The 23,884-nt window shown below is 53.0% G+C and carries 27 protein-coding genes, 1 tRNA gene and 1 other annotated feature; of the genes, 22 read left to right on the plus strand and 6 right to left on the minus strand.

Annotated features, from left to right (window positions below; translation table 11 throughout):
• Positions 1-28 precede the first annotated feature (28 nt).
• The 3 genes from MKFW12EY_RS11255 (at position 29) to MKFW12EY_RS11265 (ending at position 2,726) form a co-directional block, all read left to right on the plus strand.
• Positions 29-607 carry a hypothetical protein gene (locus MKFW12EY_RS11255; RefSeq protein ID WP_221053000.1) on the plus strand — a complete coding sequence of 193 codons (579 nt, stop codon included), beginning with the start codon at positions 29-31 and terminating at the stop codon, positions 605-607.
• 100 nt (positions 608-707) lie between these two features.
• A protein-coding gene (locus MKFW12EY_RS11260) for an IS3 family transposase (protein WP_245006282.1) occupies positions 708-1,936 on the plus strand; the annotation gives its coding sequence in 2 pieces (ribosomal slippage) (positions 708-999 and positions 999-1,936; 1,230 coding nt in all).
• Positions 992-1,108, plus strand: a sequence feature (AL1L pseudoknot). Its footprint overlaps the gene before it by 117 nt.
• Before the next feature lie 133 nt (positions 1,937-2,069).
• Positions 2,070-2,726 carry a DUF4145 domain-containing protein gene (locus MKFW12EY_RS11265; protein WP_221053002.1) on the plus strand — a complete coding sequence of 219 codons (657 nt, stop codon included), beginning with the start codon at positions 2,070-2,072 and terminating at the stop codon, positions 2,724-2,726.
• A gap of 462 nt (positions 2,727-3,188) precedes the next feature.
• Here the strand turns inward: MKFW12EY_RS11265 and MKFW12EY_RS11270 are convergent, their stop codons facing one another.
• Positions 3,189-3,620 carry a hypothetical protein gene (locus MKFW12EY_RS11270; RefSeq protein ID WP_221053003.1) on the minus strand — a complete coding sequence of 144 codons (432 nt, stop codon included), beginning with the start codon at positions 3,618-3,620 and terminating at the stop codon, positions 3,189-3,191.
• Positions 3,621-4,567: 947 nt separating this feature from the next.
• Between MKFW12EY_RS11270 and MKFW12EY_RS11275 the strand changes: the two genes are divergently transcribed.
• The 11 genes from MKFW12EY_RS11275 to MKFW12EY_RS11325 all read left to right on the plus strand — a co-directional run bounded on the left by MKFW12EY_RS11275 (position 4,568) and on the right by MKFW12EY_RS11325 (position 14,579).
• Positions 4,568-4,780 carry a hypothetical protein gene (locus MKFW12EY_RS11275; protein WP_054760902.1) on the plus strand — a complete coding sequence of 71 codons (213 nt, stop codon included), beginning with the start codon at positions 4,568-4,570 and terminating at the stop codon, positions 4,778-4,780.
• The gene (locus MKFW12EY_RS11280; protein WP_221053004.1) at positions 4,777-6,123 is read left to right on the plus strand and encodes a replication initiation factor domain-containing protein; all 1,347 of its coding nucleotides are present in this window, start codon (positions 4,777-4,779) and stop codon (positions 6,121-6,123) included. Before MKFW12EY_RS11275 ends, MKFW12EY_RS11280 begins: the two co-directional genes overlap by 4 nt.
• 14 nt (positions 6,124-6,137) lie before the next feature.
• Positions 6,138-6,455 carry a hypothetical protein gene (locus MKFW12EY_RS11285; protein WP_054760896.1) on the plus strand — a complete coding sequence of 106 codons (318 nt, stop codon included), beginning with the start codon at positions 6,138-6,140 and terminating at the stop codon, positions 6,453-6,455.
• Positions 6,456-6,745: 290 nt separating this feature from the next.
• On the plus strand, positions 6,746-6,943 hold the full coding sequence (locus MKFW12EY_RS11290) for a hypothetical protein (protein ID WP_221053005.1): 198 nt from the start codon (positions 6,746-6,748) through the stop codon (positions 6,941-6,943).
• A gap of 179 nt (positions 6,944-7,122) precedes the next feature.
• Positions 7,123-8,367: a hypothetical protein gene (locus MKFW12EY_RS11295; protein ID WP_221053006.1), complete on the plus strand. Its 1,245-nt coding sequence runs from the start codon at positions 7,123-7,125 to the stop codon at positions 8,365-8,367.
• Positions 8,368-8,381: 14 nt separating this feature from the next.
• Positions 8,382-8,732 carry a DUF2523 family protein gene (locus MKFW12EY_RS11300; RefSeq protein WP_054760887.1) on the plus strand — a complete coding sequence of 117 codons (351 nt, stop codon included), beginning with the start codon at positions 8,382-8,384 and terminating at the stop codon, positions 8,730-8,732.
• 13 nt (positions 8,733-8,745) lie between these two features.
• Positions 8,746-10,155, plus strand: coding sequence for a zonular occludens toxin family protein (locus MKFW12EY_RS11305; RefSeq protein WP_082409763.1), 1,410 nt, complete (start codon positions 8,746-8,748; stop codon positions 10,153-10,155).
• Between the two features lie 106 nt (positions 10,156-10,261).
• Positions 10,262-10,837, plus strand: coding sequence for a hypothetical protein (locus tag MKFW12EY_RS11310; protein ID WP_221053007.1), 576 nt, complete (start codon positions 10,262-10,264; stop codon positions 10,835-10,837).
• 972 nt (positions 10,838-11,809) lie between these two features.
• A complete protein-coding gene (locus MKFW12EY_RS11315; RefSeq protein WP_054760881.1) occupies positions 11,810-12,043 on the plus strand; it encodes a FeoA family protein in 234 nt (77 codons plus the stop codon).
• Positions 12,040-14,358, plus strand: a complete 2,319-nt coding sequence (feoB, locus tag MKFW12EY_RS11320) for a Fe(2+) transporter permease subunit FeoB (protein WP_054760880.1) — start codon at positions 12,040-12,042, stop codon at positions 14,356-14,358. Before MKFW12EY_RS11315 ends, feoB begins: the two co-directional genes overlap by 4 nt.
• On the plus strand, positions 14,355-14,579 hold the full coding sequence (locus MKFW12EY_RS11325; RefSeq protein WP_054760878.1) for a FeoC-like transcriptional regulator: 225 nt from the start codon (positions 14,355-14,357) through the stop codon (positions 14,577-14,579). Before feoB ends, MKFW12EY_RS11325 begins: the two co-directional genes overlap by 4 nt.
• Before the next feature lie 41 nt (positions 14,580-14,620).
• On the opposite strand, the gene MKFW12EY_RS11330 is transcribed toward MKFW12EY_RS11325, so the two are convergent.
• The 3 genes from MKFW12EY_RS11330 to MKFW12EY_RS11340 form a co-directional block, all read right to left on the minus strand.
• Positions 14,621-14,908, minus strand: coding sequence for a hypothetical protein (locus MKFW12EY_RS11330; RefSeq protein ID WP_054760876.1), 288 nt, complete (start codon positions 14,906-14,908; stop codon positions 14,621-14,623).
• Positions 14,909-14,984: 76 nt separating this feature from the next.
• Positions 14,985-15,935 carry a YncE family protein gene (locus MKFW12EY_RS11335; RefSeq protein ID WP_221053008.1) on the minus strand — a complete coding sequence of 317 codons (951 nt, stop codon included), beginning with the start codon at positions 15,933-15,935 and terminating at the stop codon, positions 14,985-14,987.
• 62 nt (positions 15,936-15,997) lie between these two features.
• Positions 15,998-16,594 (minus strand): SRPBCC family protein, encoded by a 597-nt coding sequence (locus MKFW12EY_RS11340; protein ID WP_054760874.1) that lies wholly within the window; start codon positions 16,592-16,594, stop codon positions 15,998-16,000.
• Between the two features lie 123 nt (positions 16,595-16,717).
• Between MKFW12EY_RS11340 and sbcB the strand changes: the two genes are divergently transcribed.
• The 8 genes from sbcB (at position 16,718) to MKFW12EY_RS11380 (ending at position 21,964) form a co-directional block, all read left to right on the plus strand.
• Positions 16,718-18,157, plus strand: a complete 1,440-nt coding sequence (gene sbcB, locus MKFW12EY_RS11345; protein ID WP_054760872.1) for an exodeoxyribonuclease I — start codon at positions 16,718-16,720, stop codon at positions 18,155-18,157.
• Between the two features lie 55 nt (positions 18,158-18,212).
• Positions 18,213-19,394, plus strand: coding sequence for a pyridoxal phosphate-dependent aminotransferase (locus tag MKFW12EY_RS11350; protein ID WP_064021692.1), 1,182 nt, complete (start codon positions 18,213-18,215; stop codon positions 19,392-19,394).
• Between the two features lie 94 nt (positions 19,395-19,488).
• Positions 19,489-19,575: transfer RNA gene (locus MKFW12EY_RS11355), tRNA-Leu, on the plus strand.
• A 488-nt stretch (positions 19,576-20,063) separates the two neighbouring features.
• Positions 20,064-20,834, plus strand: coding sequence for a M90 family metallopeptidase (locus MKFW12EY_RS11360; protein ID WP_054760870.1), 771 nt, complete (start codon positions 20,064-20,066; stop codon positions 20,832-20,834).
• A gap of 15 nt (positions 20,835-20,849) precedes the next feature.
• On the plus strand, positions 20,850-21,170 hold the full coding sequence (locus MKFW12EY_RS11365; RefSeq protein WP_054760914.1) for a hypothetical protein: 321 nt from the start codon (positions 20,850-20,852) through the stop codon (positions 21,168-21,170).
• Between the two features lie 8 nt (positions 21,171-21,178).
• The gene (locus MKFW12EY_RS11370) at positions 21,179-21,442 is read left to right on the plus strand and encodes a hypothetical protein (RefSeq protein ID WP_221053009.1); all 264 of its coding nucleotides are present in this window, start codon (positions 21,179-21,181) and stop codon (positions 21,440-21,442) included.
• Entirely contained in the window at positions 21,442-21,651 is a 210-nt protein-coding gene (locus MKFW12EY_RS11375) for a DUF3820 family protein (RefSeq protein ID WP_221053010.1), read from the plus strand. The genes MKFW12EY_RS11370 and MKFW12EY_RS11375 overlap by 1 nt, the downstream gene beginning before the upstream one ends.
• Positions 21,652-21,685: 34 nt before the next feature.
• On the plus strand, positions 21,686-21,964 hold the full coding sequence (locus tag MKFW12EY_RS11380; protein WP_221053011.1) for a hypothetical protein: 279 nt from the start codon (positions 21,686-21,688) through the stop codon (positions 21,962-21,964).
• Between the two features lie 255 nt (positions 21,965-22,219).
• Here MKFW12EY_RS11380 and MKFW12EY_RS11385 read toward each other — a convergent pair whose 3' ends face one another.
• Both MKFW12EY_RS11385 and MKFW12EY_RS11390 read right to left on the minus strand, forming a co-directional pair.
• Entirely contained in the window at positions 22,220-23,482 is a 1,263-nt protein-coding gene (locus tag MKFW12EY_RS11385; protein WP_054760866.1) for a type II toxin-antitoxin system HipA family toxin, read from the minus strand.
• Entirely contained in the window at positions 23,479-23,712 is a 234-nt protein-coding gene (locus MKFW12EY_RS11390; RefSeq protein ID WP_221053012.1) for a helix-turn-helix transcriptional regulator, read from the minus strand. Before MKFW12EY_RS11390 ends, MKFW12EY_RS11385 begins: the two co-directional genes overlap by 4 nt.
• Positions 23,713-23,884 lie beyond the last annotated feature (172 nt).

A 23,884-nucleotide genomic window follows, 5' to 3' on the forward strand; every position in this document is an offset into this window, starting at 1 on the left:
GCGATCCGAAACTTAAGGCGGTTAGGCTGTGCTGGTTCTGGCTCTTGGTTCTTTGCTCTGGTCCACGCTCTTTGGCTCTAAACCTGCTGCAAGCAAAACCGATCCGGCTAGCGCTTCGCTGGTGCCTGGTCCGCCTGCTGGGCCTGGCAATACTGGTGTAGCAAAAGCTGCTGGCGCTGTTCCTGATGTATCTCACCAGCAAAACCTTGGTTTTTTTAATCAGCTAGGCTACAAACTGCTGCAAATCGCTTACCAAGACTTTGCCGACCACTACCACAGCCGGCTAGCCTTCGCTGCCGACTCCGAGGATGGCCTAAAGACTGTCGATTTCCGGCAATTGGCATTCGACGGGGTGAGGGTGGCTATTGCTTCCGTCTGTAGCGTTACGCTGTTAGCACCCGACGGAACCCAACTAAGGCTTGGCTGTTCCGCGCCGCAAGTGAAAAACTGCGCGGTATCCTCCGACTCCGAAACCCTGATTATCCGCCACAAATATGGCGAACTGCCTAAAACCCCGCCCGCCGATCTGCGAGAAATTGAGCTGAGGCCAGCCCTAATGAATATCGCTAATGCAGGTGAGGCAATGTCGTTACCCGTCCACCACTAACAATCTATGCGCTTGTCTGCTTTGACTTCGAGTAGGGTCTGTTGAAACGTTGAATCGCCCTGGTTTCCTCGGAGGCTCCAACCTTTGAGAGAATGGAGCAATGAACGAGAAAACGAGCAAGCATTATTCATCGGAAATTCGAGAACGAGCGGTTCGCATGGTGCGAGAGCATCAAGATGAATACCCGTCGGAATGGGCCGCTATCCAATCAATTTCGGCCAAGTTTGGCTGCACGGCGGAGACGTTACGTCGCTGGCTGAGGCAAACACAACCGATCACTAGCTCGAGCATAGAAGTGTCCGGCAATGGCGCGGAACGCATCAAGGCGCTGGAGCGGGAAGTCCGGGAGTTACGCCAGGCCAACGAGATCCTGCGTAAGGCCTCGGCGTATTTTGCGCAGGCGGAGCTCGACCGCCGGTTCAAGCCATGAAAGCGTTCATCGACGAGCATCGCGATGGCTATGGGGTCGAGCCAATCTGCAAAGTTCTGCCGATTGCCCCATCGACGTATTACCTGCATGCGGCGCGCAAAGCCAATCCTGAGTTGCGGTCGCATCGCGCCAAGCAGGACGAGGCCCTCAGTCAGCAAATTCGTCGAGTTTGGAATGATAGCTTCCAAAATTACGGCGCGCGTAAAGTCTGGATTCAATTGAAACGCGAGGGCTTAACCGTGGCCCGTTGTACGGTGGAACGCCTCATGCGAAGCCTGGAGCTGAAAGGCGTCAGGCGTGGCAAAACCATCAAGACCACCTTCAGCGATGCCAACGCGGAGTGTCCTCTGGATCGGGTGAATCGGCAGTTCAGCGCCGTACGACCGAATGCCTTGTGGGTGGCGGACTTCACCTATGTCAAAACCTGGCAGGGCTTCGTTTACGTGGCCTTCGTGATCGATGTGTTTGCCCGCTACATCGTCGGTTGGAAGGTATCGTCATCGGCGCATACCGACTTTGTGCTGGACGCACTGGAGCAGGCGCTTCATGACCGGCAACCCCAGCGCGATGGCGGCTTGATTCACCATAGCGATCGAGGCGTGCAGTACGTTTCGATCCGCTATACCGAGCGTTTAGCCGAGGCCGGCGTTGAAGCTTCGGTAGGCAGTGTGGGTGACTCTTATGACAATGCCTTGGCTGAAACTATTAATGGTTTGTACAAAACCGAACTGATTCACAAGCAATCCTGGAAGAGCCGCGAAGCCGTTGAACTCGCTACATTGACTTGGGTGGATTGGTTTAATCATCGACGGCTGTTGGGATCGATTGGTAATATCCCACCAGCCGAAGCGGAGGCTAACTATTATCGGCAACTTCCCGAGTCCGTCATGGCAGCGTGACTCACAACCTATGGCCTCCGAGATTCCCGGGGCGATTCACGTTGCCCTCCATCGTCCAATTTGATTAAATGCCGGGCTGGCCAGTTGTTAGTCTATTGGCGCTTTCAATCACTTTTAATCTTTTGTATTAATCATGAAGTGTCCTCACTGCCATAAAGAAATTCACGCTGATATTATTGATTTAAGAGTTGGGACTGATTCTGATGGGTTTTGGCATATTGAAAAAATAACTTGCCCTGCATGTGAGCGATTTGTTCTTCATTTGATTTTGTCCGCTTCATACGTCGTAAACGGACATCCTATTAAAGGTTCAGAAATATCCCGTTATTTAGTTCGTCCTAGGGGAAGCATGCGGCCTAGTCCGCCCAAGGAAGTTCCTGAGGAATTTCGTTCGGACTATCGGGAAGCGGCGGCTGTGCTAGTAGATAGCCCTAAAGCCAGTGCTGCTTTAAGTCGACGCTGTCTACAACATTTGATTCGCGAAAAGGCTGGAATTAAAAAGTCTGATTTGGCAAAAGAGATAGATGCGCTGATTTCTTCAAATACATTGCCATCGCATCTTGTTGAAGCTGTAGATGCAATCAGAAACATTGGTAACTTTGCGGCCCATCCTATTAAAGCAACATCTAGTGGTGAGGTTTTGCCAGTGGAGCCTGGGGAAGCCGAATGGACGCTTGATGTTTTGGATGGGCTTTTTGATTTTTATTTTGTCCAGCCTGCGCGTCTGAAAGCAAAGCGCGATGCTTTAAATGAGAAGCTCGCCTTAGCCAACAAGCCGCCAATGAAATGAAAGTGAAGGCGAAGCGATTGGCATATTTACTTGCTCGCAATCCGGCCAGCGTCAGCCAGCCGGATTGCCCGCGCGGGAAAGCCTTCGATCCTCTAAATTCTCACATTAACCAGACCGAAACAGCCTTAAATGAAGGCAAGGGCTGTTGTGACCGGCGGCAAAGGTCTTTATGGCCAATATAACTTTCAACGCCGAATGAAGCGCCGCCTCGAACAATCCGACACAGCGGGAGACCGAACCCGGCGCGATGCACCGGAGCCGGAAGGCGATCGAAACTTGAGCCTTATTAAGTGATAGCGCCACTAGGCGCCGTTCCGGTCGGTTAGGCGCAAAGCGGAGCGCAGTGTTGCGGTCCGCTTTGCGGTTGCGAACGTAAGCTCGCCGTCATCGTAAGGGAGCGAAGCGAACCACATTTTTACAATATAGAACCAGCACCGGGCCAGCCTTGGCCCGGCTAGCCAGTTACCAGGCGCGTGGCTCTGTAAAAGCTCGATTTTGGCCGGCATCCGCGGTTGGAACATTACCATTACCATATTTAACATAATATACACTTTTGAGGTCCGGTAAATCTGGCCGTAGGGTGTTGGCGTTAGACTCTGGCCCGTTTGACACCGTTAAGAATGCCAGGCTTGCGGCAATTCCTATTTTTTTCGCGTGGCTAAGCCAGGCGGCTTTTACTGCGCCATCGCTTCTTGCAATTGCGGCAGCTATAAGTATTTCGTCCGGGTCTTTTTCTAGTATTTCAGCAATTTTTATAGCGGTTTCGTCCGCTATTGTTCCTCTGCTTCTTATCATAGAAACGGCTGATTTTCGTATGTCTAGCGCTTTAGCCGTTGCGTAGTCGCTGCCTGTCTTCGCTTTCAGTTCGTCCATGTATTCGTTTATGCTTTTCATGGCTTTATCCTTTTAAGAGTAGGCCGACTATCCAGCCTATTAGTGTAATTATTACCAGGTAACCTAAAAATATTGTTATCAGTTTTGTTTTCTTGTTTTTGTTTTTTTTATTCGCTTTTTTGGCGGTTATCTTTTTAGGTATTTCCTGATTTTTGTTCCTGTATTTGTCACGCCATCTGAATTCCTTCGGGTTGTAATATATTGAATTATTTTCCCTTTTCCCTCTTTTTGGCTTCATTGTTTTTTTGTTGGTTATCGCTTGCTGAACTTTACGCTTGACGCGCGTTAAAAACAATGGTTCACTGTGTCTGAACTGGTTCAGCAATGCTGAACGTTTTTAACGTGAAATCGAGGGCAGCCGATGACTACTACAGCGCAAAAACCGCAAATCAATACCCGGCCCGCGCCGAGTACAAAAACTGTTTTATATCTTCTAGATTTGGCTCGTGGCACTCGTTATGCCCGTCGTCAATTCCAGCCTGCTCGGGTCCTTCTTCCGGTGGGCGATTGGTCCGGCGCTGATCGTTATGCGATTGAGCGGCGCGGCCGATTCTTATTAACGGGCGCTGCCCCGGCCTCCTGCCATAGTCCCGTTGATGCTGTAGGGCAGGGGGCCATTTTTCATAGCCTCGCTAAATCTCCATTTTTGGTTTTGTCCGTTATTGGTCGCGGGGTCTGTCCTATGCGATTGATACCGTTTGATGTCCGCATGGTTATTCGGTTTGGCGATTCTCTTATGCCTCTGGCTGTTCAGTCGTGGGATGTTCGCCGCGCTGATGGCATAGGGGCTGATCTATGAAAATCCTAATCGCCGTCCAATACCAACCGTGCCCGATCTGCCAAGGCAAAGGCCACGATTGGCTAAATCTTTATTGCTGCGCTGCCTGTAATGGGGCTGGCGTCGTGCTCGTTGATCGCTCTAAAGAGCTTCCGTTCTGAGGTCTGCCGTGGCTAACAAACCCAACGACTTAAAACCCTCCGATTTCTCGGTATTCGCTGCCACGGTCTATGCCGCCAGCGCCACTATGTTGGAGTTCGAAGACTATTTCGAGACTTACGAACAATTGCTTCGAATGCTTTGGTGGAATCCCGAAGTCGATTTGCAGCTTGCGATTGAATCCAACCCGTCTGGCGTCAGTTTTGGGGAGTTCAAAGGATGACCGACTCACTTTTAGCGTTTGAAGACCTGCCGCAATCGCTGCAAGACAAAATACGCCCGCCGCGCAAGCTGACACTGGCCGACCGTATCCGCCATGCGGAAATGACGGCGTCAATTTTTCCAAGAAAGTACGCCCGCCGCGCGGAAGCGATGAGCGACGACGCCAGGAGGAGCGAAGAGCGCGAGCGCGGCTGCCCCCCCATTACTAACAGGGGGGGAAAGTCTGGGGACGCAGCCACTAGCGACAAACTGCCGAGTTGGGAAGCCAAAGAAAAATTGCAGTTTGTTGCCGTTGGTAAGCGTGGCCTGTTTCAGGTGATCGCGATACCTCGGCCGGATAAATCCAAGTCCGAAAAGCACTCGTTTATCGATTGGGTGAATTTCACTTTCAAAACCGCAGCCATGCCGATGCATTTAAAAACCGGCCATCAAGCGGTTACGGATTACGAATACGTTCAATGCCTGTCCGCGCATTTGTTCTCGATCTTCGGCTATGGCGTGCTGAACCAACGCGAAAGCGGGATGAACTTCTATAAACACTCGTTCGACGTTGGCACTCTGCTCAATCATCAACTCGGCCTGGTCTGCATTGGCGGCCAGAATGACACTGTCGCCGTGACCATTAAAGGGCAAGGCTTGATGACTGCCCAACCCGGCTGGGAAGCCAGGCTCTACGCCTTTTTGCAATCGATACCGGGGGCCAAGATAACCCGCCTCGATCTGGCGAACGACAATTTCAACAGCAAAACCAGTCTCGACGACTACTTGTCGATGTATCACGCCGGCTTATTTATCAATCGGGGCAGGGCGCCCAACATCGAACAGGCCGGCAACTGGGTTAAACCCAACGGCAAAGGCCGAACGCTGTACATCGGCAACCGCAAAAGCGGCAAGCTGCTGCGGATCTACGAAAAAGGCCTACAACTGGCGAATGGCTTCCACGAAAAATTTCCGAATTGGGTTCGGGTGGAACTCGAACTTAAAGCCGATGACCGGGTAATTCCGTTCGACGCCTTACTTCGGCCCGGTCAATACCTGGCCGGCGCCTATCCCGCCTTAGCCAACATGCACCGGGTACAAAATCGAATTGAAACCTTCAAGCGCACAGCTGAAAGCACGTTGGAAAAAGCCGAGCAAGTCACCCGCCACCAATTCGGCCGCTATATCTGGGCCTTGGCCGAATGGTATGGCGTCGAAACCGCATTTGAAAGATTAACCCAAGGCAAAGAAGAGCTGCCTAAGTCGCTCTCTAAAGTCCTTGGCTTTCAAGAACGGCAGGATGAAACCGATTTCATCCATCAACAAACCATACTGACTTTTAACCAAGGGGCAATACTGCTATGAGTACTTTATTAGTAATGGGCTGGAAACATTCGCAGGGCGAATTCAACGGCAACAGCTACGACTACACCACCATCTACACCCGCGCAAGGCTGCGGGCCGCTGATAACCAATGCGGCTATGCCGGTATCGAGATTCGCGGCGAACCCTTCCTCGTTGAAAAGCTTTCCAAGCTCGATTTCAGCAAAGGCGATGTTGAATGCGACGTGGTCACGGAACAAGTCGCCATCGGTAAGGGCATGTTCCAAGACCTTGCCGTTGATATCCGGCCGTTGCCAGCATCGGCCACGAATCAACGCACCGGCAACAGCGCAAGCGCCTCGCCTAGCACCTAGTTGATATGACCGACGTTTGCGTACTGTCCGGCCAAGCCTACACCGTCACGGAATGGCCTGGGCTAACCCAGGCGGTGTGCGAATCGTCGGCCGGGGTCTGGCAAGCCTGGCCGACCTCACTGGAAACCTTATTTACAACGTACTTTGCCTTCGATGCCGATTTTTTCCAAACCATCTTAGGCAATTCGCTCATAGCGTTCGCGCTTGGGCTTTCAGCGGGTACGGTCGTATCGATTATGCGCCGTACCTAAAACCGGGCCTTTGCCCAATTATCCAATGGAGTATTACTCATGAAAAAAGCTTATGCAGTTGTTGCAGCCACCGTTGCCTCTTTTTATGCCAGCCTGGCTAACGCCACCGTTACAGAAACCGTCGATACCGCCTTTGCCAGCGGTAAAACCATGGTCGAGGGTGGTGCCGAAGGCTGGATCGTGATGGTTGCCGTTCTGACCGGTCTGGGTATCGTCGTTTCCCTGCTGCGGAAGTAATTCAATGCTGACGACAACAATACTAGCCTCTGTATATGTCATATCGTTCCTGGCCGGGGCGGTGGTCGGTAGCGTTGTCGTCAAATAAGCCTATGCGCTCGAACATTCTCCTACTGCTATTAATATTCGCCGGGCTACTGCTGCCGTCTGCTGGGTTTTGCGCTCCGGCTCCGGTAGTAATGCCCGCAACCATCGCCACCGGTTCTCCTTCTTGGTGGTCTGGCTTCACGGCGGTGAGCAATGCCACCGGCGCCCAAGTGAGTAAAGGTGTTACCGCGTCTCTGCTTAGCAGTCTCGGCGCGTCCAACTCGCTACCTGCGACCATATCAACTACAGTTCCGCGAGCTACGCTCGCCGCCAGTGCAGCCAAAATCATTCGCGGCGCTTCGCCGGCCGGCCTTGCCTCAATGGCTCTGTTTGCTGCGCTCTCAACCGCTATTTCAATGAATCCAGATGGCACAATAAATCAGGTTAATGTTCCTTCTAGTTGTGCTGCTTATATCAATGGCAATTTTTCAGGCTGTACCGCGTCTTCTCCTTGTTATTGCACGGTTATTAGCGCCGTTCAAGTCAATATGTATTATCAAACCGGTGCTTATCGCGGCTACTTTATTGCACCTTTCCCCTGGTCGAATATTACCGAGACTGTAACCCCATCGGAAACAGATTTATCGGCGAAAATACAGGCCACCAGCGTGCCCAGCCATCAGTTGTTTGTAGCCGAAATGAACGACATTCTCGCCAATAAAGCCGGAAACATTGATTTTGGCACCCATGTAATGCCAAAAGCCCAACCCGCGACCGTGTCCGCCAGCCCAGTGACCGGGCCGGCCGAAGTGGTCGCCACCGAAACCACGCCAAACTCTGACGGCTCCACCACAACCACCACCCGCACCGCGCAAACTACCGCAACCCCAAGCCCGCGCGGCTCCACCGTCGGCGATATCGGTGTCGATTGGAAAACCGCCACCACCATGACCAGCGTCGCCCATAACAACGCCACCGGTGCCGAAACTACTGCCACTAGCACCACCAACGACGGCACCGCGACCACCAAGGCCCCGTCGAACTTCGATTGCCCGAGCTGCGCCCAAGAAACCACGTTGCAAAGCCTCAAGGCCGGCACGGCCAACACCTTGACGCCGAAAACGTTGAAGAGCTTCGATAATGCCGTCGCCGAAGATGCTATCGCCGATAGCAAAGCCGCCTATGATGCCAAGTTTCAACAGGTCAAAACCGATCTGGCTAACCTGTTCAGCCTGACCGCGTCGGCCAATAACGAACTGCCCGAATTTGATTTTGGCACTATTCACGGCCAGCATATCCAATCGAGCTTAAACAACCATTCCACTGCGCTCTCTTACGTTGGCATGACACTGATTTTCGCCGCCACCGTTTTTTCTATCTGGCTTCTATTGGGGTAAGGGCAGGGGCTACCATGTCTGTTTTCGTCGATGTCGTTAATTCTGTGGTTGAACTCGGGCAAACCGTGTCCGATTTCTTCACGGGTGGGGTCTATGACTTGATCGTTGCCGCTACGGCCTGGTTTGTGAAATGGGCCGTTGCGGTCATGTGGTCGGCCAAACTGGCCGCGCTCGAATTCTCCTGGGATGTGGCCCAGGAGCTGATAACCTCGCTCAATATCAGCAGTCACTTGAATAACGCCTGGAACTCGTTAAATTCTCAGGTGTTGCAACTGTTGACCTTCTTCCGGGTGCCGGAAGCCTTGAACATCGTGTTCAGCGCCGCGACCACTAAATTCGTGTTCCGCTTCCTCGGTTTCTCGTAACGCGTTACCCAAAATGGCAACGGCAATTCATCACGGCCCGCCTGGCTCGTTTAAGTCCTTCACCCTGGTTCAGCGCCGAGCGATCGACGCCTTAAAGGAGGGAAGGGTGGTTGTGACCAATATCCGCGGCTTTACCTCGCTGGATCGGATCAAAGACCAGTTCGAAGACATTAAATTTCCGGAATCGGCCGAGCTGATCTACATGCACACCGAAATTGCCGAGCATCGGCTATACATGGCGTCGTGGTTTCATTGGGTGCCGCTGCGGGCCTTGGTGCTGATCGATGAAGCCCAACGCATTTACCCGGATCGGCGCGACTTCAAAAAAGAAAACCTCGATACCCGTATCGCGCCGCCAGGCTTCGAAGTCCAAGAGCTGGCCGTGGAAATTGAAGACGAATACACCGGCGAACGCTATTTCGTCTACCGCCCGGAAAACGTCGATACCGCCTTCGATATGCAACGCCATTTTCAATGGGATGTTTACCTCTCCACGCCCAACATCAACAAGATAAAGGACTTTATCCGCGAAGTGGCCGAGGTGGCGTATCGGCACAAATCGCTATCCGGCAAGCTGCCGGACTGGTTAGCCAAATTGCTGGGCCTGCATAACTCCTGGTACGAGTTTCAACACGACGCCGAGAACAACGGCAAAGCCGCCACTCATTTGGTCGGCGCACCAAGGAAATATAAAGCCGATGAACGAATCTTTAAATGTTACCAATCCACCGCGACCGGCGAGCATACGCAAAGCAAAGCAGGGCAATCCATCTTTGGCGATCCGAAACTTAAGGCGGTTATGGCTGTGCTGGTTCTGGCTCTCGGTTCTCTGCTCTGGTCTACGCTGTTTGGCGCTAAACCTGCTGCAAGCAAAACCGATCCGGCTAGCACTCTGCCCGCTTCGGTGGTGCCTGGGCCGCCTGCTGGGCCTGGCAATACTGGTGTGGCGAAAGCTGTTGGCCCGGCTGCTGCTGGCGCTGTTCCTGATGTATCTCACCAGCAAAACCCTGGTTTTTTTAATCAGCTAGGCTACAAGCTGCTGCAAATCGCTTACCAAGACTTTGCCGACCACTACCACAGCCGGCTAGCCTTCGTCGCCGACTCCGAAGATGGCCTAAAGACTGTCGATTTCCGCCAGTTGGCATTCGACGGGGTGAGGGTGGCTATTGCCTCGGTCTGTAGCGTTACTCTGCTAGCACCCGACGGAACGCAACTAAGGCTTGGCTGCTCCGCGCCGCAAGTGAAAAACTGCGCCGTCGCCTCCGACTCCGAAACCCTGATTATTCGCCGCAACTGCCACAAATACGGCGAACTGCCTAAAACCCCGCCAACCGATCTGCGAGAAATTGAGCTGAGGCCGGCTTTGATGAATATCGCCAGTGCCGATCCTGCTCAACCCTTGCCGCCAGCTAAAGCAAAATAGCGTAACGCGTTACGCAAAATAATTACAGTAACGTTACCAAAAACATTGACTTAATAAAAGTAACGCGTTACTATAATTCCAACGAAACACAGTTGGAGCCGCCGCCATGATCGATCAAACCGATACCCAAACCGTCGACCCGTTCCAACCAGTCAAACGGGGCAGGGGGCGTCCATCTACCGGCAAAGCCATGACGCCCGCCGAAAAGCAACGCGCATACCGCCAGCGCCTTAAATCTGGTAACGTTACCAAAAAGGCCGAAACGCAAGAAATAAGCGTTGTCGAGTCTGTTATCGATTGTGACCTGGTGCCGTATGACGCCGCGCGCATTAAAGCGATTCTGGTCGAGTTGGCTGTCGCTTCTGCGGACGCTAAGCGGCGGCAAATGGAGGTTGAAGAGCTAAAGGCAAAACTGGAACGCGCCGGCGCGGATGCTGAGCAGTGGCGCAAACGTTACTATGATACCGTCGCAGAACATCAGAACGACGTAGCCGCCATCCTACAAGAGCAAGGCCGCAAGCTATCCGCGCAAAAGGCGTTGGCCACTAAATTTCAGAACGAACGCAACACGCAAATAGACAAAAACGAACGCCTTCGCGCCGCGTTAGCTGGTGTTCTGGATGGATACGGGGCCAAGCTTGAGTCAAAAGATGTTGCCCGCTATCGGTCGCTAATATCGTAACGTTACGAAAAACAGCGTGTTTCCCCGCAGTTGCCTAGCGATAGCCAGGCAACGCCCGCGCGGGATGGCATATAAGTTGCAAATCATCCACCTAACAAGCCAATGCAGCCGGCAGTGCTACACAGGGCGGGACTTTGGGAGGGCGGCTAGCATATGGCGCTACACCGATCATAGTTTGCCCGCGAAAAAGAGCGCCGCCGCTGTGTTTTCGGCGTGCTCATGAATTTTCCGGCGCGTAAGCCGAGGAGCCGGAAGGCGACGACAAGCACTCGTTGGGCGTGCTTGTCGTTTTTTATCGAAGCTTTGGTCTTTTGGAGTAATAGCGCCACCAGGCGCCGTTCGGGTCGGGTAGGCGTGCGGTGAGCAAAACGGAGCGCTAGCGGAGTGGTCCGCGCAGCGGTTGCGAACGTTAGCTCGCCGTCATCATAAGGGAGCGAAGCGAACCACATTTTTACAATATAGAGAACACCGGGCCAGCTCCGGCCCGGCTAGCCAGTTACCAGGCTCGCGGCTCTCGCTTCAATGCGTCCGCAGTCCAGATTCGCCGCTTATAAACTAGCCGACCACGCGAGAACACAAATCCAGCCCATTCGCCGCACAGATGCTTGCGATCCCATAACAGCAAATAGCGTTCGGCTAAGTCGTTGCCGTCCCAATCCCATTGCTCGATCTGTTCAACATCAACGCCCAGCACGTCCGCCGCGCGTGTTTGATTTATGCCAACTTTATATTGCCGCGTATAGTAAAACCGGCTTCGAGGCCGCCGGCCGCGTCGTTTTTGCGTCATGGTTTCGACTCCAGAATTTAGGGATCCTAAAAAATGCAATTAGGATGCCCGTTAGCAATTTAACATAATATACATTATGCGAAATATCGTTTGCTATGACATGCTTTGCATAACGCAAATTTGCCGTATCGATTTGTCAATATGTTATAGTGCTTATTAATGAGAACAATTATTAATTAGCCTACATGCAGACAAACTTTAAAGCATTGGCGGCTGGCGATACCGGCCGCATCGTAGGGTTCGATCAATCCGGTGGGGTTTATCGGAAAAAGCTGTTGGCGATGGGCTTGACGCCCGGTACCGAGTTTACCGTTACGCGTTTTGCGCCGATGGGCGATCCGGTTGAAATCAAGATTCGCGGCTTTTCCTTGTCGCTCCGCAAAAACGAAGCGTCGGTGCTGCTCGTAGAAAAAGTATGAGTACCGCAGTATTTACCGTTGGAGTGGTCGGCAACCCCAATTGCGGCAAAACCACGTTGTTTAACGCGCTGACAGGCTCCAAACAGCATGTCGGCAACTGGCCGGGCGTTACGGTCGAACAAAAGACCGGCGAATATTTTCATAAAGGTAAACAGATCAACGTTGTCGATTTACCCGGCACTTATTCGCTGGAAGCCGACGACGACAGCATTTCGTTAGACGAAAAAGTCGCCCGCGATTACGTGGCCTCGCGCCAAGCCGACCTAATCGTCAACATAGTCGATGCTTCTAACATCGAACGCAATCTCTATCTGACCTCGCAATTGCTCGAAATGCGAGTCCCGATGATACTGGTCCTGAATATGATGGATGCCGTAAAAAAGCGCGGGATCCACATCGATACCGAATTATTGGCTAAGCAATTGGCTTGTCCGGTCGTGCCGGTAACCGCTGCGACCGGACAAGGTATCAAGGATTTGCTCGAAGTCATCAGCAAAGCGTGCCTCGACAAACCGATTCCCCAACTCCAAGTTGCCTATCAAGCCGAAATCGAGGCGGCCGTAGCTGAGCTTGAGCCGCTATTATCGGACATCTCCGAGCCCTGCCGCAGCGATAGCCGTTGGCTGGCTTTACGCTTGTTGGAAAACGATACCTTGGCCAAGCAGATCGCCGGCCCCGAACTCAGCGAAACAGCCAGTCGTTTGCGCCGCCAAATCGAAGATCAGACTGGCGACGAGATTGACATTCTGGCCGCCGACGCCCGCTACGGACTGGTCAACCGTTTGGTACAAGCCTCGGTATGCAAATTAAACGAGGTGTCGCGTAACACCACCGATAAAATCGACGCCATCGTGCTTAACCGCTTTCTGGGCATCCCGATATTTCTGCTGGTGATGTACGCGATGTTCATGTTTACGATCAACGTTGGCAGCGCCTTCGTAGATTTTTTCGATAAAGCTGTCGGCGCATTACTGGTGGACGGCCTTAGCCAATGGCTGACTGCAATGGGCTGGCCGGATTGGCTGGTGGTGCTTACCAGTAGCGGCATAGGCGGCGGCATACAAGTCGTATCCACTTTCATTCCGATCGTCGGCTTTTTGTTTATCTTCTTGTCCATGTTGGAAGATTCGGGATACATGTCGCGCGCTGCGTTCGTAATGGACCGCTTCATGTGCATGATCGGTCTGCCGGGTAAATCTTTCGTGCCGATGATTGTCGGCTTCGGTTGTAACGTCCCTGCCATCATCGCCACGCGCACGTTGGACAACCAACGCGACCGGATTCTGACCAATATGATGAATCCGTTCATGTCCTGCGGTGCCCGCCTGCCGGTGTATGCCCTGTTCGCCGCGGCTTTCTTTCCGGTCGGCGGCCAGAATCTGGTGTTCGGCCTGTATCTGTTCGGAATTGTCGTGGCGGTATTGACCGGCCTGATCATGCGCTACACCTTGCTGCGCGGCTCCCCTACTCCTTTTTTGATGGAATTGCCCGCCTACCACTTACCGACGCTGCGCGGGGTTTACTTGAAAACCTGGGAGCGTTTGAAGACCTTCATCGTCAATGCCGGCAAAGTCATCGTGCCGATGGTATTGGTATTGAACGTGCTGAACTCGGTCGGAACCGACGGCAGCTTCGGTCAAGAAAACAGCGACAAATCGGTGCTCAGCGAAATCGGCCGGCAATTGACGCCGGCGTTTCAACCCATGGGCATCGCCCGCGATAATTGGCCGGCTACCGTCGGCATCTTTACCGGCGTACTCGCCAAGGAAGCGGTAGTCGGCACGCTGGACGCGCTGTACAGTCAGATGGTCGCCAGCGATGCCGCAACGGATGAAAAAAACTTCGATTTATCCGCGGCGCTATTGGAAGCTTGCCAAACCGTGCCGGACAATCTGATCGCGATCGCCGACAAGTTACTAGACCCGCTGGGCCTCGGTATCGCCGCAGTAGGCGACCAAGCCAGCGCCGCGGAAAAACAGCAAGTCAAATTGGATACGTTTGCCGTCATGCAGGCACATTTCGACGGCCGGGTCGGCGCTTTTGCCTATCTGCTGTTTATTCTGCTCTACGCACCGTGCGTTGCCGCGACCGCGGCCATCTATAAGGAAACCAGCGGCGGTTGGGCCTTGTTCGTGGTGTGCTGGACCACATTCCTCGCTTACCTGACCGCGACGTTGTTCTACCAAGGCATGACATTCAACCGGCATCCGCAAACGGCGTTAGTCTGGATTTCCGGCTTGACGCTGCTGTTTGCCTGCGTGCTGCTGGTGTTGCGCCATTACGGCGCCCGCCAAATCCGGAGTGCAACATCATGATATTGTCGGACTTACGCGGCTATTTGCAAGACAAACGCCGGGTTACGCTGCAAGATTTGGTATTGCATTTTCATATGGACGCCGACGCCTTGAGAGGAATGTTGGGCAAATGGATCAGCAAGGGCAAGGTTAAGCAAAGCGCGGCCGGCAGTGCTTGCGGTAGCGGCGGTTGCTGCAAATGCGACCCGCTGCTGACCGAAATCTACGAATGGGTGGATTAAAGCATTAGCGGGAGCTAATCCCCGCTAAGCGGAAGGCTCACTTACTTGTCTGCTAACCAGCCTTGCAAGGCCTCGATCAGCTCCTGAGCCTGTTTTTCGCTGGAGATGTTGAATTTGGATTTTTGTTGGTATTCGCCGTTGCGCTTTTGGTAGCGGCGGATGCTAAAACGGTCCTGGCTGTACTGGTTTTTTGCCGGTTCCCAATCCTGGTAACGGAAAATCACGGTGGCCCAAGCGCCCTTACTCAGGATTTTCTTGTCCAATTCCTTGACGGTTTCGATGCCGCCGTCTTCGTAACGAATAGTTAAATCTTCGACGTTTTCAGTCATAGTGTTCTCAACGAGTTTTAAAGCCGGCGCGCAGTCTACCACCGGAGCGGTGCCGCCTGCAAAATACCGGCGGATATTAGCGCGCGATGAACTCGCCGAAGGCGCGACTGCCTTCCCCCGTGTTGATGGTATCGACCACCTTTAAGGTATTGGCGTCGATCACCGAGACGTTGTTATCGAACCAATTGGCGACGTAAATATGCCGGTCGTCCGGATGGGCACTGATACCTTCCGGCTTGTCGCCGACCGGAATCACCGCCGTTTGTTTCAAGGTGGCGGTATCGACTACCGACACGGTGCTGTCGTCCTGGTTAGTGACGAACAATAAACCGTCGTTGTTGGCCAGTGCCACCGCGTAAGGCCGAGCGCCGACTTTAATAGTTGCCAGCCGTTTAAGACTGCGCGCATCCAACACCGTGACGTCGTCGCTTTCCACATTCGCCGAATACAGGCGCTTGCCTTGGCTATCCACCGTAATGCCGAACGGATGCGCGCCGACTTTGGTGGTGTTGCGGATCGCCAATTTGCGTAAATCGATTTGGGAAATGGAATCGTCGATTCGGTTGGCGACGTAAAGCCAGCGATTGTCCGGACTGACGGTCATGCCCGAAGGCGACTTACCCACGGTAATCGTTTTCAAGCGGGCGAAATCCTTGCTGTCGAACACGGCCACCGAATTTTCGTACCAATCGGCGACGAAAATTTGTTGGCCTTTGCGGTCGGTGGTGATGCCCAAAGATGCGCCGCCGACTTTGACGTTACGCAGCTTAGTCAGTTTGTCGCTGTCCAACACCGCAAAACCGCCGCCTTCCGGCGTGCTGACGTAAATTTGTTGCAATACCGGGTTTATCGCCACACCGGCCGGTTTGCCTTCGACTTTGATCGTTTCGATGACGCGATGGCTTTGGGTGTCGATCACCGAGACCGAATTGTCCAGTTGGTTGGTGATAAATGCGCGCGGATTGGCGTAAACCGGAAGCGCTACGATGGCAAATAAATAAACAGCCTTAAACCTGAGTCGGGACATGAAAGAGTTCGGGGCGGGAGAGAAAAGGTTCCCGGCGCGAGGCCGGGAACGGATAAAACCGATTAACGTTTGATATCGATTTCGACGTGTGCGGCAGCGGAGCCGGCTTTTTTGGCCAGGGCTTCCAGACCGGTTTTCAACACGTCGCTGACCGCTTTGTCGGCGGCTTCTTCGTTCAATTCCGCCGGCGGGTTATTGTTGACGTAAGCGCGGTAGTAAGTGGCAACCCACTCGACTTCGGTTTTGCCGCCTTTATCGCTGACCTGCAATTCGGCCGCATAGTTGCCGACCGGCAATACCGGCAACGGCTCGTCCTGGCCGGCGTGTTTGATGGTGCCGGTGTTGCTCATTTCGGTGATTTTATATTTGTAGCTCATTTTAGCGGCATCGTAGGCTTTCAATTCCTCGGTGATGGTGCCGCCGTTAGTCAACGTCAGAGTGCGCACCGCGCCTTTATCGTTACTACCGCTGCCTTTCACGCTTTTGATGCCGGGATGCCAGGACATGTCGTCGTAGTTTTTGATCAAATCCCATACCTTTGCCGCGGGAGCGTCGACGGTCACGGTAGCGGTCATTTTCGCTCTGACGGGACCGTGCGCATTGGCTAAGCCGGTGAACAGCAGCAAAACGGATGAAACGAGCAGCGAGGTTTTTTTCATAACACTTTCCTATGAAGGTCACATAAAATGGAGCGGGCGATTATAGAATAATTTTCCGCCGCCAGTATCCGCAAAAGCGCGTTTGCGGAAATTTTCCCGGCCTCCATCCTGCCCATTCCGTTCATGACCGCAACTACCTTTTTCTGGCACGACTACGAAACTTTCGGCGCCGATCCGCAGCGGGACCGGCCGTGCCAGTTTGCCGGGATTCGCACCGATACCGACTTCAACGTCGTCGGCAAACCGACGATGCTGTACTGCCGTCCCGCCGACGATTACCTGCCGCATCCGGAAGCTTGTCTGATCACCGGTATCACGCCGCAACTGGCGATGGCGCAAGGCGTATGCGAAGCGGAGTTCGCCAAAACCGTATTCGACGCATTGGCCGAACCCGGCACCTGCGGCGTCGGCTATAACAGTATCCGCTTCGACGACGAAGTCACTCGCAACCTGCTCTACCGCAACTTCTTCGACCCCTACGCCAGAGAATGGCAAAACGGCAATTCGCGCTGGGATCTAATCGACGTGGTTCGGGCCGCCCGAGCCTTGCGTCCGGAAGGAATCGTATGGCCCGACAAGGAAGACGGCCTGCCCAGTTTCCGCCTGGAAGACTTGACCCAAGCCAACGGCTTGCTGCACGCCGCAGCCCACGACGCTTTATCGGACGTGTATGCCACAATCGCCATTGCCAAGCTGGTCAAACAAAAACAACCCAAGCTGTTCGAATACCTGTTTAACCAGCGCCACAAGAGCCAAGTGTTAAAGCTACTGCAATTGGGAAGTTTCACTCCGTTGGTGCACATATCGGGACGCTTGCCATCGCGCAACCATTGCTTGGCGGTGGTGTTGCCGCTAGCGCCGCATCCGGCCAATGCCAACGAAGTTATCGTTTACGATCTGGCAAACGACCCGCAAGCTTTGTTGGAATTGTCCGCCGAGGAGATTCGGCAACGCTTGTTCGTTGCCACCGATGCGTTGCCGGCTGGCGTGGAGCGGATTCCTTTGAAAACGGTACATATCAACAAATGCCCGGTGCTGGCGCCGATGTCGGTATTGAAGCCGGCAGACCTGGAGCGTTTGCAGCTCGATTTGACCGTCCATTACCGGCATTTGCAACAAATCCAGGCGGCTCCGGCCCTGGATGCCAAACTAGCCGAGGTTTTCAGCCGGCGCTACGACGACACGCCGCCGAGCGACCCGGACCTGATGATCTACAGCGGCGGCTTTTTCAGCCAGAACGACAAGGCTTTGTGCTACCGGCTGAGACAAACCGATGCCGATAGCTTGGCCGATTTCGAATCCGAATTCGAAGATTGGCGCCTGCCGGAAATGCTGTTTCGCTACCGGGCCAGAAATTATCCGGGCACGTTGAGCGAGGCGGAAGCGCAGCAATGGTCGGCATTTTGCCGCGGCCGGCTGGCAACGGAGACGACCGGCTTTATCGATTTGGCGCAGTTTCGGGCCAAAATTTCCGCATTGAAAACCAGCCACGGCCAAGACAATCCGATTTTAGCCGCGCTAACGGCTTATGCCGACCAGTTGGCCGCAAAACACCATGTCTAAGACCGGCTTATGCCGTATAATGCCGACCATTTGAGAAAATTTCGACCGAGGAATCATGAGCATCACACTGTCCGACAGAGTTAAAGCGGTTAAACCCTCCCCTACCCTGGCCATTACCGCCAGAGCGGCCGCGATGCGCGCCGCCGGTAAGGATATTATCGGCCTGGGTGCCGGCGAACCGGATTTCGATACGCCAGACCACATCAAAACCGCTGCGATTAAAGCGATTAACTCCGGATTTACTAAATACACCGCGGTCGACGGCACTGCCGGCCTGAAGAAAGCCATCATCGCCAAGTTCAAACGCGACAATGGTCTGGACTACCAAGCCAACCAGATTCTGGTGTCTTGCGGCGGCAAGCAAAGTTTTTTCAACCTGGCCCAGGCCCTGCTGAACCCCGGCGACGAAGTCATTATCCCGGCACCATACTGGGTGTCTTATCCGGACATGGTGTTGCTGGCCGACGGCGTGCCGGTCATTTTGGAAACCGGCCAGGCGCAAGGTTTCAAAATCAGCCCGGAACAATTGCGTAGCGCGATTACCCCGAAAACCCGCCTGCTGGTCATCAACAGCCCGTCCAACCCGACTGGTGCCGCCTACAGCTTAGAAGAACTCAAAGCCCTGGGCGACGTGTTGCGCGACTTTCCCGACGTACTGATCGCCACCGACGACATGTACGAACTGATCCTGTGGAACAAAGGCCAGTTCGTCAACATCCTCAACGCCCATCCCGATTTTTACAGCCGCACCATCGTATTGAACGGCGTGTCGAAAGCCTACTCGATGACCGGCTGGCGTATCGGTTACGCCGCCGGCCCGGCCGATTTGATCGAGGCGATGTGCATCATTCAGTCGCAAAGCACTTCCAACCCGACCTCGATTTCGCAAGTCGCCGCCGAAGAAGCCTTGAACGGCGACCAAGGCTGTATCGATACGATGATGGTCGAGTTTAAAAAACGCCACGACTTCGTTGTCAACGAATTGAACAGCATAGATGGCATCGAATGCTTGCCGACCGACGGTACCTTCTACGTGTTCCCGAATGTCGAAAAACTGCTCGCCCGCCTGGACGGCATTAACGACGACCTGGAGTTCGCCGAATACCTGATCGAAAAAGCCGGCGTGGCACTGGTACCCGGCTCCGCCTTCGGCGGCCCCGGCCACATCCGGATCTCGATCGCGACCAGCATGGCGAATCTGGAAAACGCGCTGGCCCGGATCAAACAAGCGATCTAAACGGATGCCGCATCAGCGCCGGGTTTGCCAAGTTTCGATTGACAATTGCCGGCATTGCTTTAGAATTCGCGGCCTTCCAACACATGTTCGGAAAGCCTCGGTGGCGAAATAGGTAGACGCACGAGACTTAAAATCTCGCGACCGAAAGGTCGTACCGGTTCGATTCCGGTCTGAGGCACCATATAAAAATCAAGGATTTAGTCAATTTGGCTAAGTCCTTTTTTTATGCCCAATCATTCTGCGACATACTCACGTCACACTTGACCAAAACACGTCACAGCAAATGGCAATAAATTAGCCTGTTTGTTTGAGACATTATGCCCACTTCGCTATTCATAGCTCTGCTTCTGATATTCTGGAGTAAAGACATGAGCGACGAAGAAGCCAAGAAAGTCATTGTTGTTGATCTACAGATGCCGTTTTTCTCTATCGTTACATAGATGGTGAAATGGGCTTTGGCGTCTATTCCCGCCATTATCATATTGGCCGTGATCTTTAGTGTCGTATCGGGTTTGATGGGCGGCCTGTTGTTCCCACGATTCTGAAAGCCTAAATCATCGCCAGTACCAAACTAGACCAGATTGGTGATAGCTGCTGAGGTCATGGCAATAAAGGTTACTCACTCGGTGGGGCTAAAATGATGCGTGTTTACATCGTATCGATCAGAATATGAATTTCATTCGTCGAATTAAGACCCGTTATCTTCTGCATCGGTATCCCATACGCCACGATATTTGGCACAGTGTGACCGAACGGTTAGTGATTTTGCATCGGTTGAGTGCGGTAGAGAAAGCGCATTTGCGCGAACTGACCACCTTGTTTTTGCATGAAAAGCGTTTTATCTGTGTTGGGATAGAGCTAACTGACAAGATGCAGGTGACCATTGCCGTGCAAGCCTGTCTGCCGATTTTGCATTTAGGTTTTGGCTTGTTGTCAGGCTGGACCGATATTGTGGTTTATCCCGATGCGTTTTTCGTTAATCGCGAGCAAGTCGATGAAATTGGTGTGGTACACCAAGAAGAAAGACTACTGAGTGGTGAAGCGTGGTCCCGCGGGCCTATCGTGCTGTCGTGGTCGGATATTGAGCACGATATAGCCGACGCTCAGCGGGGACAGAATGTTGTCATTCATGAAATCGCCCACAAACTCGATATGCTCGACGGCAGCAGTAACGGAATACCACCGTTGCATTTCAAGATGGTGATCCCCGACTGGACTACCGCACTGACTGAAGCCTATGCCGCATTACAACAAAGTGTTGAGCATCATGAGCGAACTTGCGTAAATGCCTACGCAGCCACCAGCCCCGCTGAATTCTTTGCTGTATTGAGCGAATACTTCTTTACCAAGCCCGAGGTGCTGTTCACCCACTACCTCGCCGTCTACCGACAATTTGAGCAATACTATCGGCAATCACCATTCGGTCTGCACGTGAATTAACCTTTGAAGCTGCCCATGTTCAAAATCTACAAACGAACTGTCTGTATCGGCACGTCGGACAATCCACAGCGCCGACTTGAATATCAGGTCGAAGAAAGCACAGGTTCCAGTCTATCCAAAATCCTGGCTATTCCGGCGATGATTGCCGGTGCTGTCGTCGGCACGGTAGTCTTTTCAGCGTTTTTTGCCGTTTTGTTGATTCCGATGGGCATTATCGGCTACAAAGCATGGCGATTGATGAAAACGGTTCAGCAACAAAATTTTAGGCAAGGCGAAGGCGATAGCATTAGCGCCGAATACACGGTAATTTCCGATTTCGAACCAGATAAGAAGTAAACGAAGCCATGTCCGAAGCCTTAGCCATCACCCAGCTACTGGAAACCAGCAATCAGCTCAGTGCTTTTTGCACACAGAACGGCTGGATCATCAGTGACTCTATTGATTATGAAATCCTCGAACGGCATGCCGACCATTTGTTGATTTATGTGACGTTTCTAGAAAGCATCATGGAAGGCTCCGGTTGCCAGTGCGATCAGAAATCCTGTTATGGTCGCTTGCGGTTGAACTTGGATATTCAAGGCAACATTATCGGCGTCGAGTTGGCCTGATGAACCCCGAAGATTTAAACAAGTTAGTGATATTTGCCATGCCCTTTGGCAAATACAAAGGCCGAGTTATTGCCGATTTACCTGGTCACTATCTGAATTGGTTTGCACGAGAAGGTTTTCCCAATGGGGAACTTGGCCGATTATTGGCACTGATGCAGGAGATTGACCACAATGGCTTGAAGCCAATGCTCGATCCACTGAGAAAATAACAACGAATCAAAGGCCAACGTGATTTTTGCTGAAATGAAATACTCCGAAGACTATTGGGACTTCCACGATGAATTGGTCGCATATCTGAAGGAGAACTTTCATGAAATCCAACAAGGTCACCAATGCGATTCATGGATTTGGATTACCGATGGCAACGAGAAAGTGGCGGTTGATACCTTTACCTCAATGAAACATCAGATCAAGTCAGCACATGACGGTGCCTTGGTCCAAAATGTCATGGCTACATTGTCAGCAAAATATCCACTCATAGTTTACGCAACTCCAGGACTTGAGGCCCACGAAGAACAATGAAAAGCCTATAAACCAAAGGGGTTGCCAATAATGCTGGTATTACGGTGTACCAAAAAGCTACAAACCGCTATCCGCCTAAAGAAAACAAACTTAGTCGCATCACTGCCAGATGTTGCCGATATTCCCGACTGGCATACTGGCTGCCTCGATCCGAGTGATGCAGCAGACCAGACGGCGGTGTCTGGAATTTTCTGCTATGCAATGACCATCTCACTGAGGTGATACTGCGCCAGTAGCAATAACAGCCGATTGGCTTTAGGCCTTATCGGTCAACCGTCTGGCCGTCAACGCCGCGCGTTGCTCGATCAGTTCTACGATTTGTTCAACCAGCGGATTTCCGACAAATTCATGATCCGCCGAGGCCTGCAAAGTGCGCGCGACCAGCGGTAGCCGTTGGCATAAACCAAGGATACGTTTTCGAGTTTGCGCTACCGACAAGCCCGCCGCTTGAGCAAAACGATCCCAATGCCGGGCCTGCACTTCGCTGAACTTGTATTTGCCGCCCAACTGCATCGCCATTTTGGGCGTCAGACTGGGATAAACGGCGGTTGACAATACGTCGTAGAGCGGCGCCAGAACGGAACCCTTCTCTGCATACAAGATAGAAAAGTTCTTGGCATGGGTGTCGTGGTTGCCGATCAAGGCATTGAAAATCACTGCATCCAGCAGACGCAACACCTGCGGAGCACTCGGTCGGGTCACGCGGCGGACCAAGTCAAAGCACTGGTCCAACCCCGGCCCGCCTTCGTTCTGATATTTCAGTTCCGGCACCACGCCGAGCGCCTGACAGAAATCTTCTTGATGCAGCCGCAAGCGTTGGCCATTTGCAGCCAGTGTTCTGTCGTAACGCTCAACCAACAGAAATTGGCGTTCTCCAATTCTGCCAATTTGCGACTGTGCGGTCTGAAGTTGCATTGCTCTGGCCAATGCCATGCAAAAAGCTTCGTTGTTTACACTGTCTTCGACGTCAGCGATGGCCGGTTTGAGAATATGGCTACTGGGCGTGCCATTGCGGGGCAGACCGATTCGTTGACCATCAAACACCACTGGCAACTTATCCTGAGCGCCCGCCAACGATAGACGCAAGCCATCCTGACCTGCCAGCATCGGGCGCTGCGGTAATTCATCCAGCAAGGCAAGGACGTCAGTGTCGGATAACCAGTCAATCTCATTCGTCGTTTTCGGTACAAGCGGTGTTTGGTCAGGCTGTAGCAGTGAGACGGCACCGGCGCATTCGCCGCCGATATGATCGAGCAAGGCAAAGTCATTTTGTCTCGAGATCTGAAACTGGCGGGCGATCAGTTGGCGTAATTTGCCTTCCGGTAACAGGCCGGCAAAGAACGGCCGCGTTTGTTGGTCGTTGAACGGCTCAACTTGCAACGGTAACGAACAGGAGAGAGGGGTAGCGTCGGCTCGTTGCAGCCAGTCTGCGTCATAGCTAAATTGCAGTCTGCCCTCAACCAGAGTCAAATCCCCCACTCGACGATCAAATAAATAGACGGCAAGCAAATGGCTCATGGTGCTTCGGTGGTGTCCGGCAGGCCATCAAGCATGACCTCACCACCCAATGCCTCGATCACGCGCATCACCGTTTCCAGGCGTACGGTCGGCTTGCCGGCTTCGAGATCGACGATAAAGCGCACACCCACGCCTGCCGCCAACGCCAATTCGGATTGAGTTAATCCGAGGTGTTTGCGAGCGGTGCGTAGCGCTTGGCCAAGTTGTTGGGTGGAGTGAATGTTGATCATGATTTTTTCCCGTTCGGGAAATTATTGGGCGAACACAACTAATATGCAAGTTCAATTTCCCGAACGGGAAATTTAATTTAGAATTTGCGATAGACAAGCATCGGAGTTCCCGTTCGGGAAAAATCGAAAAGCCATTCAGCGGCCTTGGGGGTGAACCAGGCACATCAAGCCG

This window comes from Methylomonas koyamae (assembly GCF_019669905.1).
Taxonomy (GTDB): domain Bacteria; phylum Pseudomonadota; class Gammaproteobacteria; order Methylococcales; family Methylomonadaceae; genus Methylomonas; species Methylomonas koyamae.